Raw genomic sequence first — 16,324 nt, forward strand, 5'->3', positions numbered from 1 at the left:
CCGCGTACTACTATATCAATAGTTTGGATGGTTTGAAGGGGCGCTATCAATCATTTTTATGGCACCGCTGCAACGATTTGTTATGCTGCGTCAACGCAAATCTTTGCCTGAATGTCTTTTACAGCGATCGCCCTCACCGGAATTGAAATCACAAACTCTGTACCTTGACCTAAAGTTGAGTTAACTTCTAGAGTTCCAGAGTGTTTCTCAACTACGATTTGACGAGCGATCGCCAATCCCAGCCCTGTTCCTTGCCCCACGCCTTTGGTGGTGAACAGATGCTCAAAGATTTTTGGCTTCACTGCATCCGTAATGCCAATCCCATTATCCTGAATTCGGATCACTGCCTGAGATTCCGACAATTGGGTTTTGACAGTAATCTGGTTGGGGTTGGCTTTGATCTGAGCAAAACTGCGTCCTTTATTTGATTCCTCTAGGGCATCGATCGCATTTGCCAGCACATTCATAAATACCTGATTTAACTGTCCGGCAAAGCATTCTACCGGTGGCAGATCGCCATAGTCTGTGATGACTGCAATTTCCGGGCGACATTCGTTGGCTTTGAGGCGATGCTTGAGAATCAAGATTGTGCTGTCAATGCCGTCGTGGATGTTGTAATGAATGGGGCGATCGCAATCAGAACGCGAGAAGTTTCTTAAACTGGTGCTGATTGTGTGAATGCGCTCGACTCCTTCTTGCATCGAATCGATTAACTTGGGTAAATCCTCTTGTAAATATTCCAAATCTATTTCCTCCACGAATTCCTGTAGTGAGGCACTTGGATAAGGGAGTTCTTTTTGGTATAAATCAATTAGTTGAAAGAGGTCTTTAATATAGTCCTGAGCGGGTTTCAGATTGCCAGCAATAAAGCAAAGCGGGTTATTAATTTCGTGCGCGACACCCGCGACTAAATTTCCCAAAGCAGACATCTTTTCGGTGTGGACTAAATGAAGCTGAGACTGTTGCAGTTGTGTGAGTGCTGCTTCTAAATCAGCCGTTTGCTCAGCTACACGCTGTTCGAGATTTTTAGTTAACTGTCGTAGCTGCAAATGAGTTTTTACCCGTGCTAGCACCTCCTGTTCTTGAAAGGGTTTGGTGATGTAGTCCACAGCACCCAGGACAAATCCTTTCACCTTACTATCGGCATCGGAGAGGGCGGTCATAAAAATGATGGGAATACTTGCGGTTTTAGGATCTGCCTTCAGACGTTGGCAGGTTTCAAAGCCGTCAATTCCTGGCATTTGAACATCGAGTAAGATCAAATCCGGAGGATAAGCTTGGACTCGCTTAAGAGCGCGATCGCCATTGATTGCGGTTGCTACTTCGTACCCCGCATCACTTAAAGTTTCACAAACTACTTCTAAGTTTGCAGGGGTATCATCCACCACCAGAATTAATTCAGGACTAGACATCGGCTTTCTTCTCTGTGAGATGTTGTTGTAGCAACTCTTCAATCTCTTCGGCTTTAAATTGCTTGGCCAACTGAAGAATTTCTGAGGCAAAATTAGCGTAGCGAGGGTTAGATTGAGCAATATGCTCTGTGTGCGATCGTAGCCGTTTTAAGTTGCCTTGTTGTGCCAATTCTAGTAACTTTTTTAAGTCTACCGCAGAAGGAATAATCATCCCTTCTGGGTTCTCTAATGCAGTGGTTGGAGTGGATGGTTCAGACTCGTTGGAGCCTGTCATTTCATATTTCCATTTTAATTCCAGATGAGTGGCTAAGAGGTTAAATAATTCACTGACTTCCACTGGCTTTGCCAGGAAATCATTTCCCCCTGCATCTAAACTCATCTGTTGATAGGCTTGTGCAACTGATGCAGAAGAGACAATGATCTTAGGGTGGGGCAAATCCTTTACACTGCGAATTTGTTTGAGCAGCTCAAAGCCGTCCATGACTGGCATTGCTAAGTCTGTAATCACTAAGTCCGGTTGAGACTGTCGTATTTTTTCCAATCCTGCTTGTCCATTTTCGGCCTCACTAACTTGGAATCCTAGTGGCTCTAACAAGTTGACGAGAACGGCTCGGTTCTCCCAACGATCGTCTACTACAAGTATGCTGCGTTGTTGTCCTTCGTAACCAATAATTTGTTTTCCTGTTGTGAAGGAGTTTTGCTGTACCCAATCGGTGGCGATCGCCAGTTCCACCTCAAAAAAGAACTCACTGCCGACTCCGGGTTGGCTATTAACTTGGATTTTTCCGTTCATGAGTTGGACAATCCTTTGGCTGATCGCGAGTCCTAAACCCGTTCCCTCGGCTTGGCGCTGGCGATCGCCCACTTGTTCAAAAGCCTGGAAAATTTTCTCCAAATGATCGGGCGCAATTCCTACACCCGTATCCTGAACTTGAAATTTGAAAGAGCGAGTGGATGGATTGAGAGGGTTCTCAACTACAGCAACCTTCAGCGTGACAGAACCTTTGTCGGTGAATTTAATTGCATTTCCCACCAAGTTGAGTAACACCTGACGTAGCCGTTTTTCATCGGCAAAAATCCCTTCAGGCAAATGTGGATCGGGATCGTAAACGAAGTCAATGTTTTTTTGGTCGGCACGAATGCGGCAAATTTCAGCGACACCTTGGATGAATGAGGGAAAGTGAATCGCTTGAGGTGCGAGTTCTAATTTACCGGCTTCAATTTTGGACAAGTCCAACACATCGTTAATCAGCGTCAGCAAATGAGAACCACACTGGTGAATGATTTCTACCCCATGACGTTCTTTCGCTGGCAATGCGCTGCTGCGGTTGAGGATTTGAGCATAGCCCAAAATACCGTTGAGGGGAGTGCGGAGTTCGTGGCTCATGTTGGCAAGAAATTCGCTTTTTGCTTGGTTTGCGCCATCGGCTACAAGTTTTGCTTCTTTCAGTTCTGCGGTGCGTTCCTCGACACGGCTTTCCAGTTCGATAAAGGAGGTTTTGAGTTGACCCGCCATCTGATTAAAGGAATCTGCCAGCGATTCTAATTCACTAATACCTTGCACCTGAAGTGTTTGATCCAACTGTCCCGAACTAATCGCCTGACTGGCTTTTTGTAGCTGCAAAATCGGTTTGATAATCCAACGCGAAGTAAAAAGACCCAGTATAGTCGTCACTACCAAAGCCCCTAGACACAGCAAAATTGTAGTACGAGTATTGGCATTGATTTGTGCCATGAAATCTGATTCAGGCACCACAACAACGCTGAACCAATCGATACCTCGTTCGTCTCGAATGGCGGAAACCTGCACGAACTGCCGTTGGTTTGCCAGCATAAAATCAAGCTGTTGACTCTGTGCAATAGCGTTGAAGTTGCCAAATCGATCGAGGATAGCTTGCGCTGTGGCACGAATTACAGAACTTTCAGACTTGACGGCAGGAATTTGTTGCAACTCCTCTTTTTTAAGATCGATAATGTAAGGCTGTTTGATCGTTGAACTGGCAATCTGATTGCCTGCTCGATCGACGATAAACGTTTGTCCCGTTTGACCCACCTTCAACTCGCTCAGAAAACGATGAATCTTGTCGAGTCGAAAGGTGCTTTTTTCCACCCCTAGTAACGTTCCATAGCGATTGTAAATCGGCTGGGATAGAGCCAGCGTAGCCGATTTATACGAACTGCTGACGTAGGGCACAGATGTCCAGGCTGGTTTTCCAGCTTGCTGTACAACTTGATACCAAGGTCGAGTCCGAGGGTCAAACTCTGCCTGAGTTTTGAGCAATGCGACCCGTTGACCTTGATTATCAAGTTTGTAGAATCGGCGTTGAGGTAGACGCGCTTTGTCACTGAGGCGAGAAACGATGCCGTCATTGATTGTTGTATCTAGGGCAATACTCGTGCCATCCTCTAAACCAATTTGCACGTCTTCGAGGGTATTTTGGCTGACTAATTGCCATAAAGTTCGTTCCAGTTTGGTGAAATCTGTTAAATCAAGCTGACCCTCTTGGGCCCCAACTACGATCACTTGTCCGGCAATATAAGGTTTTTCTAAATAGTTTAGAACTTGCAGGTTGAGGCGATAGCTCATCTCTTGTCGTAACTGACTGGCAACATCATTGACTGCCTTCTGTCCATTCCGCAGGGAAATATATCCCGTTAGTCCAACTGCTACGAAGATTTGTAGTACAAACGGGACTATCAAGAGCGATCGCAGGGAAAGTTTGCGCTTAAGTTTAAATAGATTCAGGGATGAGTTTGGCAGAGACATGGTAGTAGCTTCTCTATAAAATAGACTTTGAGGAATTGCTAGCTTGATATTCAATCCACCTTGGTAAAGCTTTCAAGGCGCTTAAATTCCTGGCTAGACACCGACGCTAACAATTAATGTCGTACCTCCAACCAGCAGTCCCATTAGCAAGTTGCCAGTGGTTTTCTCTTTCTGACGCAAGTGCAACAATCGCTGAGTTGGTTGATGTGCCGTTGGTTGGTGGAGTTGCCCGGAGGTTGTGATCAGCGGGCGATCTGTTGGCCGAGGGTTTTTTTTAGTAAATCGGGCGATCGTTCTGGCTCAAATTTAAAGGCGATCGCACTCCACCAACAATCTCTCAACCCAATTCCCATCGAAGACTACCGTTTACAGAAAATCCCAAAGAAAGCCCTGGGCTTTTAGTCGTGGGATGAATCTGCTTACCCTTTAGGTCCAGCCCTTTTCAGTCTATGCCGCAGTCCCCTAATCAGATATTAATTGTATCAATACTTCAAAGTTACCTGTAGGTCGAGCTTAAACTCGATTTGAGCGTTCCCACATTCTCATTAAACCCAGTCTTAAGCTAAAATTTCTCACCGTGAGTTTCTCTTTTTATGGTTTTAATAAATTAGTTTAACAAATACCTCAAGCCAACAATTCACTCACAGCTACGCTAAAACCTGCAAGCACACTTTGAGTATTAACAACTTCATCGGCATTAAACAACCGCCAGCGTTGCCCTACATTCACAAATATTAATCTAGCTTCAGGAAACAACAACCAAACTTCTAAACATCCCGATTCCAAATATTCTTGAGCTTTTGCGAATAACTCTTCGCCGCTATCTTCGGGGGAAGCAACTTCCGCTATCAAAGGAAAACTTTGGGAAAATGCTGTAAAATTGCCGGATTGTGGCAACAATTCAGGAGTGATGTAAGCAACATCGGGACGGCGACCCTGTTTGTTAGTGCGGCAAAGTATTTCGGTGAGAACTTCTCCTCCCTGTCCGCTGGAGTCTTTGTAATTTCCCCAGTAACGGGCTAATTTAGATTGAGCGAGACCATGCTTGAATGTCATTCCTGTTTTCTCCACTAAGTTGCCGTCAACCCATTCCATTCTATCAGCAGGTCTGACTAAAAAATCTTCAAGAGATATGACTTTTTTAGGCTCAGATTTTGGCGGAATTTCTGCTATATTTTCTGATTTTTGCGGTAATTCTGGCTCTGAGTTTTGGTCGGCATTTTTGGGTATAATTATAGTAGCTGTCATGCTCGCAACCTCTGTTTAACGATTATAAGTTTACAAGCGATCGCTCTCGATCGCATTCGATGACATGATTGAACGTGGTAGATTTTGTCTTTTCCACTTAGCCAGACAATTTATATATCATAGCAATTCAGAAAGGTGACTTTCATGATTCTCTCAAACCGTTTTTCTGAAGCCCTCACCTATGCCGCCGAATTGCACGCTACCCAAGTTCGCAAAGGTTCCGGCGTTCCCTACATTGCCCATTTGTTGGGCACTGCTAGTATAGCTTTAGAATATGGGGCAAATGAAGATGAGGCGATCGCAGCTTTGCTTCACGATGCGATCGAAGATCAAGGCGGCGCCACCACCCGCGAAGCCATCCGCCGCCGCTTTGGGGATAGCGTCACAGCAATTGTAGACGGGTGTACCGACAGTGAGGAGACGCCGAAACCCCCTTGGCGACAGCGAAAACAAGCTTATATCGATCGCATTTCTACAGCTTCTGCCTCGGTCAGATTAGTCTCGGCTGCTGATAAACTTTATAATGCTCGATCTATCCTGAAAGATTCCCGTCAATTAGGAGATACTGTTTGGGAACGCTTCAAAGGTGGCAAAGACGGTTCTCTCTGGTATTATCGTTCTTTAGTAGAAGCATTCCGCCAAGCTGAGTTAACGCCTATAGTTGAAGAATTAGACCGCACAATTTTAGAATTAGAACAGTTTTCTGAACCCTGAAGGCTGAAGGTAAAAAGCACTAATTATCAATTACCAATTACAATTAAAAAATGGCAAATGTTCGCTTAGAAAATATTACCCGACGCTACCAAAACGTCACCGCGATCGAAAACATCAGCTTCAAAATCCCGGACGGGGAATTTTGGGTATTAGTCGGGCCCTCCGGCTGCGGGAAATCGACAATTATGCGGACAATTGCAGGTTTAGAAACCGCCACTTCCGGCAATCTTTACATCGGAGATAATTTAGTTAACAACATTCCGGCGAGACAGCGGGATGTAGCAATGGTGTTTCAAAATTACGCGCTTTACCCGCACATGACTGTCGCAGAAAACTTGGCATTTGGATTGCGGATGCGGAATGTGGACCCGACTAAAATTCAAGAACGAGTCGAAACAGTAGCCCGATCGCTCTCGATCGACCACCTTCTCAAGCGTAAGCCCAAACAGCTATCAGGCGGACAGCAGCAGCGGGTAGCACTGGGAAGGGCGATCGCCCGCGAACCGAAAGTGTTTCTTTTAGATGAACCGCTTTCTAACCTCGACGCTCAACTGCGAGATGACACTAGAGCCGAGCTCAAACAACTGCATCAACGGCTGGGAATTACCACAATTTACGTCACCCACGACCAAGTGGAAGCGATGACTTTAGCTGATAAGATTGTAGTCTTAAATGGGGGAAAGATTCAACAAATTGGAGACCCGCAAAGCATTTACGCCAAACCAGCTAACCGCATGGTGGCCACCTTTTTAGGCAATCCCGCCATGAACATTTTGCCGGCTATTTATACTAACGAATCCTTTCAAATAGGAGATCAATCTTTAGTCTGTCCGCCCTCGATTCAGAAAAAATTGCAGGCGAGAGAAGGACAAGGATTTGATTTGGGCATCCGTCCAGAAAATATAGAAATCTTTACGCCACAAACAGTAGAAGATGATGATGATGATTTGAAAACCGATGTTTGGGCTTTAGAAAAAGTCCCTCTTGATGTAGAGGTAAAAGTAGTGGAACCTCTGGGGCGAGAAACTTTAATTCGGGCGAGTTTGCCTTTGCTGAGCGCTGAAACTACTGTACAGTTACAAATACCTGCGAGTGTTCGCTTGCGATCGGGCGATCGGCTGACAGTACAGCTTGACTTCGATCGACTATTTATATTTGACCCCTCCACCGGTGAGGCGCTGTATCCTTAACGGGCTTGAACAGGACTGACGCACGGAGGCCCAGCAACCAGGTTTTTTTAGTCGCAGTGCGTAAGTCCTGTTTAATCTAAAATCTAAAATCTAAAATCTAAAATCAGTGGGAAAGTCTCGATTCGTAGTTACAAAAGTTTACACTTGACATTTATTAATTTACGCAGTAATGATACGATTAGTATTGGCACAATGGTAAAACGTCCCCCCAAAAGCTGATATTTCCTGAATCGGGGCGATCACGACCCACAACGCCAGCATCTTCGCGCTAAGAAGCGGCTTTACGCCCCGACTTGGGAGCAACTAGCGAACTAAAAACTCAGAAAAACGTTCTAGCGGCATTTTTAGATGAATCCCGACAACCTGCCTCAAATGCTGCAAACAGGATTTCACCTAACTTTAGGTGCAACTTCCTTTTTAATTGAGACATTGCAAGATCCTCTGAAGCGAGAAGAAAATCTTGACAAACTGAAGTCAGATTTTGGCCAGCTAGCCGATGAGCTGCTCGAAAAAGGAGAAATGACAGAGCGAGAAGCCCGGAATTTTGTAGATACTATTTTCTCTCAACCGGGCGATCGGGAGAATGCAGACAATGAATCTGTCTCGCCCAAGCAATCAGATGCAGCGACTGATGCTCCTCCCGATTCGGTTGTACAGCCTAACGTAAAGCTAGAGATTCAAGAATTAACTGCACATATGGCAGCGCTGAGGGCCGAGTTGGAAAATTTGCGCGCCGAAAATTCCCAGTACTAAAGAATCAAGAATCTTTAACACAGCCGGAGTTTACTTGCCAACTTAATTTAAGAGAACCAAAATTTAGTCATTGTCCCATTTTTCAGAACCTATCAGGTCGGCAATGCGATCGCGCAGCAAGAAGTCGCATTTTTCTAATTCGCACTCTACACAAGCCCATTCCCGGGGCGGAATGAATTGGCAAAGCGTGTATATAGGCTGTTGGCGGCTCAGTACGCCCTCGTGGACGAGGTGACGCGCTTCATCTTGGATGACATCTAAAGAGTATTGGATTTGGGGAATAGTGGAGTGAATCATAATGCGCCCTCAATGTTTTACTAAAAAGTTTTATGGCCCTGGTAATAATATAGTCCAAACTTACGAATATGGAAGTTAAATTTTGTCCGTATCCAGCTATACAATTCACTGCCGTAAATAAAAATAAATTATACGAATCATCAGTAAGTGATGAGATCAGTCTTAGGATATTGATAAACAGCACATTTTCCTGACTAGGAAGCGGATCTGCTGGAAAGTTCAATTCAGAACTTAGGAACCCGCATCGGATTCCCGGTTTCTCGATGCTTTGCCACCAAAGGCAACATTTCTTGCGAGAAACCGGGTTGATGAATTTAAGTCCTGACGGAAACAACAAAGGGAAGATTTAGGAGTCCGGCAACTCAAGCACTACCAGTCCCGTCAATGCCGAATAGCACTTCTAGAACGAGAGATTGCGCGGCCGACATTTGCCCATAACAAAATACATAAGGAATACTCGGAGGCAAGTGTGGCAAAAATTGCTCTAAAACGTAGGGACTGCCGTAAATTAACACAGCTTGCAGTTCTCCAGTTTTTAATAATTTCTTAAACCAATCTTGAGCTGCTTCGGTCAAACCAGCACTGCCTCGGAAGCAATTGCCGCGAATGAAAATTTGCAGCAGTGTCGGATAAAAATGCTCTGCACCTGTATTATCAGCGATCGCCCCTGTGCGATCGTCAATCAGTTGCAATTCGTAACCAAACTGTTCGGGAAGGGCGATCGCCGGAGTGTGGTTGCCCAAAAACTCGCACCCCAAAACATCATCTACAACAATCAAATTCCGCAAAAGCTGGTTTTCTGGGGGTTTTGCAACCTGCAAAGGTAGATTGCCACCAAATTTCAAAGAATCTCGCAAAATATCGGCAGCAGTTGCCCTTGCCTGTGGGTTTGCCAGCAAACTTAAGTCGATCGACTCCAGGGATTCTAGATTCTTGCTCCCCCCCTTGCTAAGGGGGGGTTGGGGGGGGTCAGAAATCAACATACCCACCTTTATTTTCGCTTTCCAAATGCGCTTGACAGATTCCTTAATTTGTGATAGTGAAATCCGCCCTTGAGTGACAGCTTCGCAGACCGCGAGAATCGCCGCTTCCGGGTCAAGCGGCATCAGCAAAACATCAGCACCAGCCTCAGCAGCCAAAACAGCAGCTTCATTAGCGCCGTACTTATTGGCGATCGCACCCATCACCAAAGCATCCGTCACAATTAAACCTTCAAATCCCAACTCTTCTCGCAGCTTCCCGATCAAAATCTTGCGAGAAAGAGTAGCAGGAAACTCCGCATCCCAAGCCGGAATCAGCAAGTGAGCACTCATCACAGCATCGACCCCAGCAGCCATCGCCTCGACAAAAGGAGGCAATTCAACCTGGGCCAATCTCGCTGGGGAATGTGGCAAAACCGGCAATTCCAAGTGAGAATCAACCGCCGTGTCGCCGTGACCGGGAAAATGCTTAGCTGTAGTCAAAACCGGGTGTTCACCTGCACCTCGAATAAAAGCAGCGGCTAATTTTCCGACAATTTCCGGTGTTTCTCCAAAAGCGCGGACGTTAATCACAGGATTGTCGGGATTGTTGTTAACATCCACCACTGGTGCGAGAATCCAATTTAGACCGAGCGCCCTAGCTTCGATCGCAGTGACAGCGCCCATTTGTTCAGCATATCGATCGGCTTTACCTGCATCGTGCCGCGCAATTTCAGCAATTGCCATCGGCGGCCCGAACCAAGTCGCCCCCGCGAACCGCTGGCCGACACCTTCTTCAATATCAGCAGCCAGCAGTAGCGGAAACTTAGCCCAAGACTGCAATTGGTGCGATCGAACTGCCAACTCCGCAGCACTTCCCCCGACCAAAATCACCCCGCCGACGCCCAACTTTTCCAGATAATAGCGGAGTTTGCTAGCAGTTGGTTCCCATTCGGGATAGCGAATTTGGTGGTCGAACAAGCAGCCAGAAGCGCGCACCACGAACATCTGGGCCACCAGTTCGGGTAAGGAAAGATTGTCAATCATGGGAAATTAGGAATTGTTTGTTGACTGTTGACTGTTGACTGTTGACTGTTGACTGTTGACTTTGGGTTGTTGACTACCTTCAGACCTAATCCTCGTCTGCTTCTAAATCATCATCATTTTCATTGCCATCGGCCAATTCTTCGTCATCAAACATACCCGGTTTGCGATCGGCAGAAAGCTGATTCAGCAGTATCAACATTTTATCGCCCCGTTCCAAAGAACGGTCTTCCAGAAAAATCACCTCCGGCGTCCGGCGCAGTTGCAATCGTTGGCCCAACTGGTTGCGGACGTAGCTAGTAGCAGATTTCAACCCTTCCATAGTTTCAGCCTTCGCCTCATCAGTACCGTAGATGCTGACAAAAATTTTTGTATGCTGAAGGTCTCCAGAAACAATTACGTCGGTAACGCTAACCATACCGGCACCTACCCGGTCGTCCTTGATTCCATTCAGCAACATCAGGCTGACTTCCCGTTTAATCATTGAAGCTACACGCTCAATGCGACGACTTGTAGCCATAACACCTACTCCTCTACTTTCCTAATCAGCCATTTTCATCCCGATTGACAATTGTAGCGCGATCGGTCAGGGGTGTTACGGGCGATCGTCCGAGTTAGGGGTGAGAGACAGCTTAGAGGAAAAAAATGTTTAATTGCCATAGGCGAATATATAGCTAATATAGAGATGTAGAGTGAGAGACAGCTTAGAGGAAAAAAATGTTTGATTGGATTGTCAAAACCGTAGCCGATGCTTCAGGGGTAACTAACCAGCTAAGGATAGCGGAATGGGCCAGATTGAACAGGACTAACCCTTTCGATATGGGAGCCAAAAACTACCAACGATGTATTCATGACTTAGGGTTAGGGGGAAAATATCATGAACTTGAATATAACGAAGATGGAAGCCTAAAATATCAATAATTTAGCCGTAATTCCCTTGATAATGATCCATGATTTCCCATTTTATTATCCATCCCTAATCAATCAATCAATTAAACAGAAACATTTCTTGTTGAAATTCCTTTATCGCTGTGTTTTTTTAGGAAATAAAATCATGGAAAAAGAATTTACCATCGGTCAAAAAGTCAGAGTTGTGGCGATGCCGCCTTACGTCAAAACTGCCGAACCGATGCCGATGCTGCGGCCTGCGAATTTAATTGCGATCGGCGCTGAAGGCATTGTGATCGATCGCCGTCCCGGCAATTATTGGGGAATTCGCTTTGAAAAAGGTGCTTTTCTGTTAGACAGTCAGTACATTGAAGCAGCGGAAACAATTGTAGAAGGTAATGGGTAATGGAAAAAGGGGGAATGGGGAATTGAGATCACCACTTAACATCTCCCTTTTCCTTGTTCCCTCAACATCTCTCCCTTAAATTGGTTAAATCCTATGGCTTGATCGTTGCCCCACATCCTTCTTCAACAAGCCAGCTTAGCCTCAAAAGCCAAAGAATTAACAGGAAACTCCCCCAAAAATTCCTCTAAAATAGGAGATGTGAAGTTACAAGGTTGAGGCTTTCCCAAATGATAACCTTGAGCGTAATCTACCCCAAGTTCATTGAGTTTATCCATAATCGTTTGATTTTCAACATACTCGGCAATAGTTTTAATTCCCATGACGTGAGCGATTTTGGTAATAGCTTCCACCATAGCGACATCAATAGGATTGTCTACAATATGCTTAATAAAATTGCCGTCTATTTTGAGATAATCAACCGGCAAGTTTTTTAGGTAAGCAAAGGAAGACATCCCGCTGCCGAAGTCGTCCAAGGCAAACTGGCAGCCTAGTTCTTTGAGTTGCCAAATCAAGCTGGCTGCCTTGCTGAGATTACCGATCGCCACGGTTTCGGTAATTTCAAAACAAATTATTTGCGGCGGTATTTGATGGATGGAAAACTGTTCCTGAATAAACTCGATAAACTTTTCTTCGTTGAGGCTGTCCCCAGAAAGGTTGATTGAATAAAGGTTGGGATATTGGCCAAATGAGGATTGCAGATTAGACAAAAGAGAGCAAGCAGGGAAGGTGACTATTTTATCGCTGTCTACCCCAGGGTTTTGGACTAATAAATTGGCCGTGAAAATTTTAGATAAATGGCTAAATAAAGTGCTAATTACCCAGCGGTCGATCGCGTGCATCAAGTTGTAGCGTTCGGCTGCCGGAATAAACGCCATCGGCGACACCAACTCACCAGTTTCCAACTGGAGGCGCAGGAGGATTTCGCAGTGGGTTCCGGTGGTTGGAGAGTTGAGCAAAGGTACGATCGGCTGAGAGTACAAGCAAAAGCGATTCTCTTCTAAAGCTTGATGAATTTGCACCACCCACTCGGTTTCGCCATGCTGTTTGATTAATTCTTGATCGCCGGCTTGATAAACCTGTACCCGGTTGCGACCTTTATTTTTAGCAGCGTAGCAAGCCATATCGACCGCGCTCAAAATCGCAGATGTCGAGGCTGTTTTGGGATTGATTGCTACCAAACCGATACTGACGCCGATCGCAAAAGTTTTATCCTGCCACGCAAAGCGGAATCGTTGAATGCTTCGCAGCAGCGATTCTGCAACATTCAATCCTCGTTCGACGGGACAATGGTACAGGAGTACGGCAAATTCATCGCCACCCAAACGCGCCAAAATATCGGTTTTGCGGATATTGCTTTTAAATAGCTGGCTGACTTGGCGCAGCAGTTCGTCCCCTGCCGCATGACCGCAGGTATCGTTAACTATTTTGAAGCGATCGAGATCCAGGTAAAGCATCACGTGTTCTTGCCCGTAACCTTGAGCGCCGTGTAGGGCGTGCTCTAGCTGGTACTCAAATTCCCGGCGGTTGACTAATTGCGTCAGGGGGTCATGAGTTGCCTGCCAGGTGAGTTGCCGCGCTTGAGTTCGCACTTGTGTGACATCTCGGAACACAACGACGGCGCCGACAATTTCGCCGCTGCTAGCGTGGATGGGGGCGACGCAGTGGTCGATCGCAAATTCGCTGTTGTTGTGGGCAATCAGCAAATTGTTGCGCCCTTGGTCAACAATCCGACCTTCGGACAAAGCGATTTCGGCGATATTTTCGATCGGCAGCCTGGTAGTTTCGTCAACTATTCTCAGCACCCTGGCGAGGGGCAAACCTTTAGCTTCCAATGTAGACCAACCCGTGAGTGTTTCGGCAACTGGATTCAGGGTGGAAATGCAGCCGTCGGCGTCAGTAGTAATGACGGCATCGCCGATCGATTGTAGTGTTACCTGAGCGAGTTCTTTTTCTTCAAAAAATGCTTGTTCCATGCGCTTGCGATCGGTAATATCTCGCTGCACAGACACCCAGTTGGTAACGTTCCCGGAGGTATCGGCAATGGGTACACTGTTGAGTTCCACCCAATAAGTTGAACCGTCTTTGCGGTAGTTAATCAATTCCAGGCGTAGGGGTTCTCGGCGAGAGAAAGCACGGCGAATTTTAGCGACTTGGGTGGGGTCGCTTTCTGGGCCGCGCAAGCAACTGGGGGTTTGTCCAATGATTTCTTCGGGTAGGTAGCCCGTCATTTGGGTAAAAGCTTCGTTGGCATAGATGATGGTGGGGTCGGAGATATCGCTGTCTCCGGCATCCATAATCACGATTGCGTCGTTAGCGTTCACTACAGCAGATTCTAAAAGGTGGAGTCTGGCCTCGGCCCTAACGCGGATAGCAATTTCGCTTTCTAGTCTGGCGTTAGTCAAGCTGAGGGAGGCGATCGCTTGTTGCAATTCCCTAGTTCTTTCTGTCACTGAATCGTGCAGAACATCGATCGCCCCGGACATTTCCATCGGGTCAAGTACGCGCAGTATGTTGGTTTGAGTAACTATTCCCAGAAGTTCTCCCTGTTCCCCCGTTACTACCAACCTACGGACTAAACGCTGGTGCATTTCCTGATGAGCTACCCACAGCGAGTCTTCTTGCTTGAGGCTAAATAAGGGGGTACTCATCACAGTTTGGGCGATCGTTTGGGACAAATCTATATCTAAAGCTTGAAATTCGACAATATCCCGTTCTGTGACTATACCTACTGGAATTGGGAACGGTAAATCCCTCGATAATTCTGTTGATTCCGTAATTACTACGCAGCTAACGCGGTGCTGCGCCATCAACTCGGCTAAACTCCTAACTGACGCGGAGCGAGGCGCTTGAATGACTTGTGCGGTCATTACTTCTTTCACGCGCCGCATTTTTAAGATATTTGCCGGTTTGAGCATGGCTTGGCGAATGCTTTCCGGCGTAATTACTCCTAATAGTTGACCTTCACTATCCAATATTGGCAAATGCTTAATTCTTCGTTGCCCCAGCAGAATTAGGGCGCTGAAAATGTCTTGAGTCTCGGATTTTGTCAGAGTTGCTGTCGGCTGCCTCATCACTTGTGCGATGGTGACACCTTTTAAGTTTTTGCCCGAGGCAATCAAATCGACAAGATCCCTTTCTGTGAAGATTCCTTGCAATTGAGAATGTGGATCAGAGTGCGAGGATAATTTTAAGAGTGATTTTTCCACGACAAAGACGCAGACACCTGTCGCGTCTCTGAATGCACTCTTAGTGGGGAGATTTGCGATTTCTGTTAGTTGCTGATAGATATCGGTTGGTGGAATGTCTGCGTTTAGAGAGCAACTTGGGCGTCGTTGGCCCATCAGGGTAATTACTTCTGCTAGTGGGGTATCGGGCGCCACTGTCAAGGGGTAGCGGTCTATTACTTGAGCTAAGGTTGGCAGATACTTGGATGAATCGTTTTTGAGCATATCTAATTGAGTTTTGCGATCGCGTGGACTCTGCGACATTCCAAAAAAGTGCTGATTTCCAAGCACTAGGTGGATTTTTACGGCGCTGCTGAGACCTAATTAAAATTTATTGTTAAAAATGCAGCCGAGATTGGACTGGGGATCAAGCCAGTGACTGCTTTTCTTCTACCTATAAAGTTAGAAGCTTATCTTTATTTTAAGTTAAATTTTCTATCCCGTGACACATTTATTAAAAATAATGTATTTGTTGTGAACTTTTTGCGATAAGATTATCGGCTAAAATCATCCATAGCATTGCGAATCATCTCCCTCTTCAGAAAGACGCATCTGTTTGCTGTATTAGCTAACCTAGAAAAGGTTACTACAAAAAGGCACTGTATTAAGTTCGGCAGTGTTAAGTTTTGCGAAATAAAGTTTTGCAAGCTGGTCGAGACCATGTATGCGTTGTTGAGGGCAATCGATATCACAGCCAATGTGTGAATTAGATCGTAACTTGCGAAAACAACCGTGGTAAGATTGTAGATATCAAGACAAGAACTTGAATACAGAGTCTGGTGAGGAAAAGAGATTATGAAACGCAATCTATTAGCCGCTAGTTTTTTAATTACTCCCCTACTGTTGGCAGGCCCGGCTCGCGCTGAAAATCCCGTTCACGTAGAACAGTTATTGTCAACTGGGCAATGTTTTAAGTGCGACTTGTCGGGAGCAGATTTAACGGGAGCTCATTTAATTGGTGCTGATTTGAGAGAAGCAAATTTACGAGGAGCAAACCTATCTCAGGCTAACCTCGAAGGTGCTGACTTGACGGGTGCTAACTTGACGGGTGCTAACTTAACCGCAGTTTTCCTGACTAATGCCAGTTTAAATGACGCAGACCTCGATCGGGCAGATCTGACCGCAGCAATCATTAACACCGCTGACGTATCCGGCGCCTCAATGGAAGATATGACCATCACAGATGCGAAAATCTACAATACCCAAATCGGCGTCGGCGGCAGCTACGACCAGTAAACTCATTAAAAGAATGGAAAACACCAATTTTGAGGTTAAAAACCCGGTTTCTCCCCAGAAACCGGGTTTTTAGTCTTTTTGTAGGCTGCCCCGGAGCCTCACATTTTATGTCGTATTTCAAGCGAACAATCTGACCACGAATTTCAAAGGTGGTACCCACCACGTGATTTATCCGTGGAATCAATC

At 45.9% G+C, this 16,324-nt stretch carries 13 protein-coding genes; 6 read left to right on the forward strand and 7 right to left on the reverse strand.

Translation table 11 applies throughout. The features are described from left to right. Positions 1-80 precede the first annotated feature (80 nt). Entirely contained in the window at positions 81-1,412 is a 1,332-nt protein-coding gene (locus tag QUA03_RS13130; RefSeq protein ID WP_333212639.1) for a response regulator, read from the reverse strand. After that, a complete protein-coding gene (locus QUA03_RS13135; RefSeq protein WP_333212641.1) occupies positions 1,405-4,179 on the reverse strand; it encodes an ATP-binding protein in 2,775 nt (924 codons plus the stop codon). Before QUA03_RS13135 ends, QUA03_RS13130 begins: the two co-directional genes overlap by 8 nt. 180 nt (positions 4,180-4,359) lie before the next feature. Between QUA03_RS13135 and QUA03_RS13140 the strand changes: the two genes are divergently transcribed. After that, positions 4,360-4,581: a hypothetical protein gene (locus QUA03_RS13140; protein ID WP_333212643.1), complete on the forward strand. Its 222-nt coding sequence runs from the start codon at positions 4,360-4,362 to the stop codon at positions 4,579-4,581. Positions 4,582-4,803: 222 nt separating this feature from the next. On the opposite strand, the gene QUA03_RS13145 is transcribed toward QUA03_RS13140, so the two are convergent. Then, a complete protein-coding gene (locus QUA03_RS13145) occupies positions 4,804-5,427 on the reverse strand; it encodes a Uma2 family endonuclease (protein ID WP_333212645.1) in 624 nt (207 codons plus the stop codon). Positions 5,428-5,571: 144 nt separating this feature from the next. Between QUA03_RS13145 and QUA03_RS13150 the strand changes: the two genes are divergently transcribed. The 3 genes from QUA03_RS13150 to QUA03_RS13160 all read left to right on the forward strand — a co-directional run bounded on the left by QUA03_RS13150 (position 5,572) and on the right by QUA03_RS13160 (position 8,084). Further along, complete coding sequence (locus QUA03_RS13150; protein ID WP_333212646.1) at positions 5,572-6,141, forward strand: HD domain-containing protein; 570 nt, start codon at positions 5,572-5,574, stop codon at positions 6,139-6,141. Positions 6,142-6,191: 50 nt separating this feature from the next. Next, a complete protein-coding gene (locus QUA03_RS13155) occupies positions 6,192-7,331 on the forward strand; it encodes an ABC transporter ATP-binding protein (protein ID WP_333212648.1) in 1,140 nt (379 codons plus the stop codon). A gap of 348 nt (positions 7,332-7,679) precedes the next feature. Further along, a complete protein-coding gene (locus QUA03_RS13160; protein WP_333212650.1) occupies positions 7,680-8,084 on the forward strand; it encodes a hypothetical protein in 405 nt (134 codons plus the stop codon). A gap of 63 nt (positions 8,085-8,147) precedes the next feature. Here QUA03_RS13160 and QUA03_RS13165 read toward each other — a convergent pair whose 3' ends face one another. The 3 genes from QUA03_RS13165 to rbfA all read right to left on the reverse strand — a co-directional run bounded on the left by QUA03_RS13165 (position 8,148) and on the right by rbfA (position 10,904). Continuing rightward, a complete protein-coding gene (locus tag QUA03_RS13165; protein ID WP_333057778.1) occupies positions 8,148-8,381 on the reverse strand; it encodes a DUF4327 family protein in 234 nt (77 codons plus the stop codon). 362 nt (positions 8,382-8,743) lie between these two features. Beyond that, positions 8,744-10,387: a glycoside hydrolase family 3 N-terminal domain-containing protein gene (locus tag QUA03_RS13170; protein WP_333212652.1), complete on the reverse strand. Its 1,644-nt coding sequence runs from the start codon at positions 10,385-10,387 to the stop codon at positions 8,744-8,746. An 85-nt stretch (positions 10,388-10,472) separates the two neighbouring features. Further along, positions 10,473-10,904, reverse strand: a complete 432-nt coding sequence (rbfA, locus tag QUA03_RS13175) for a 30S ribosome-binding factor RbfA (RefSeq protein ID WP_333212654.1) — start codon at positions 10,902-10,904, stop codon at positions 10,473-10,475. A 534-nt stretch (positions 10,905-11,438) separates the two neighbouring features. Between rbfA and sipA the strand changes: the two genes are divergently transcribed. After that, positions 11,439-11,678, forward strand: a complete 240-nt coding sequence (gene sipA / locus QUA03_RS13180) for a regulatory protein SipA (protein WP_333202698.1) — start codon at positions 11,439-11,441, stop codon at positions 11,676-11,678. Positions 11,679-11,800: 122 nt separating this feature from the next. Here the strand turns inward: sipA and QUA03_RS13185 are convergent, their stop codons facing one another. Further along, positions 11,801-15,166: an EAL domain-containing protein gene (locus tag QUA03_RS13185; RefSeq protein WP_333212656.1), complete on the reverse strand. Its 3,366-nt coding sequence runs from the start codon at positions 15,164-15,166 to the stop codon at positions 11,801-11,803. A 531-nt stretch (positions 15,167-15,697) separates the two neighbouring features. On the opposite strand from QUA03_RS13185, the gene QUA03_RS13190 reads away from it, so the two are divergent. Next, positions 15,698-16,138: a pentapeptide repeat-containing protein gene (locus QUA03_RS13190; protein WP_333212658.1), complete on the forward strand. Its 441-nt coding sequence runs from the start codon at positions 15,698-15,700 to the stop codon at positions 16,136-16,138. The last annotated feature ends 186 nt before the right edge of the window (positions 16,139-16,324 follow it).

The sequence above is a fragment of the Microcoleus sp. S36b_A4 genome, from assembly GCF_036700645.1.
In the GTDB taxonomy this organism is placed as follows: Bacteria; Cyanobacteriota; Cyanobacteriia; order Cyanobacteriales; family Microcoleaceae; genus Microcoleus.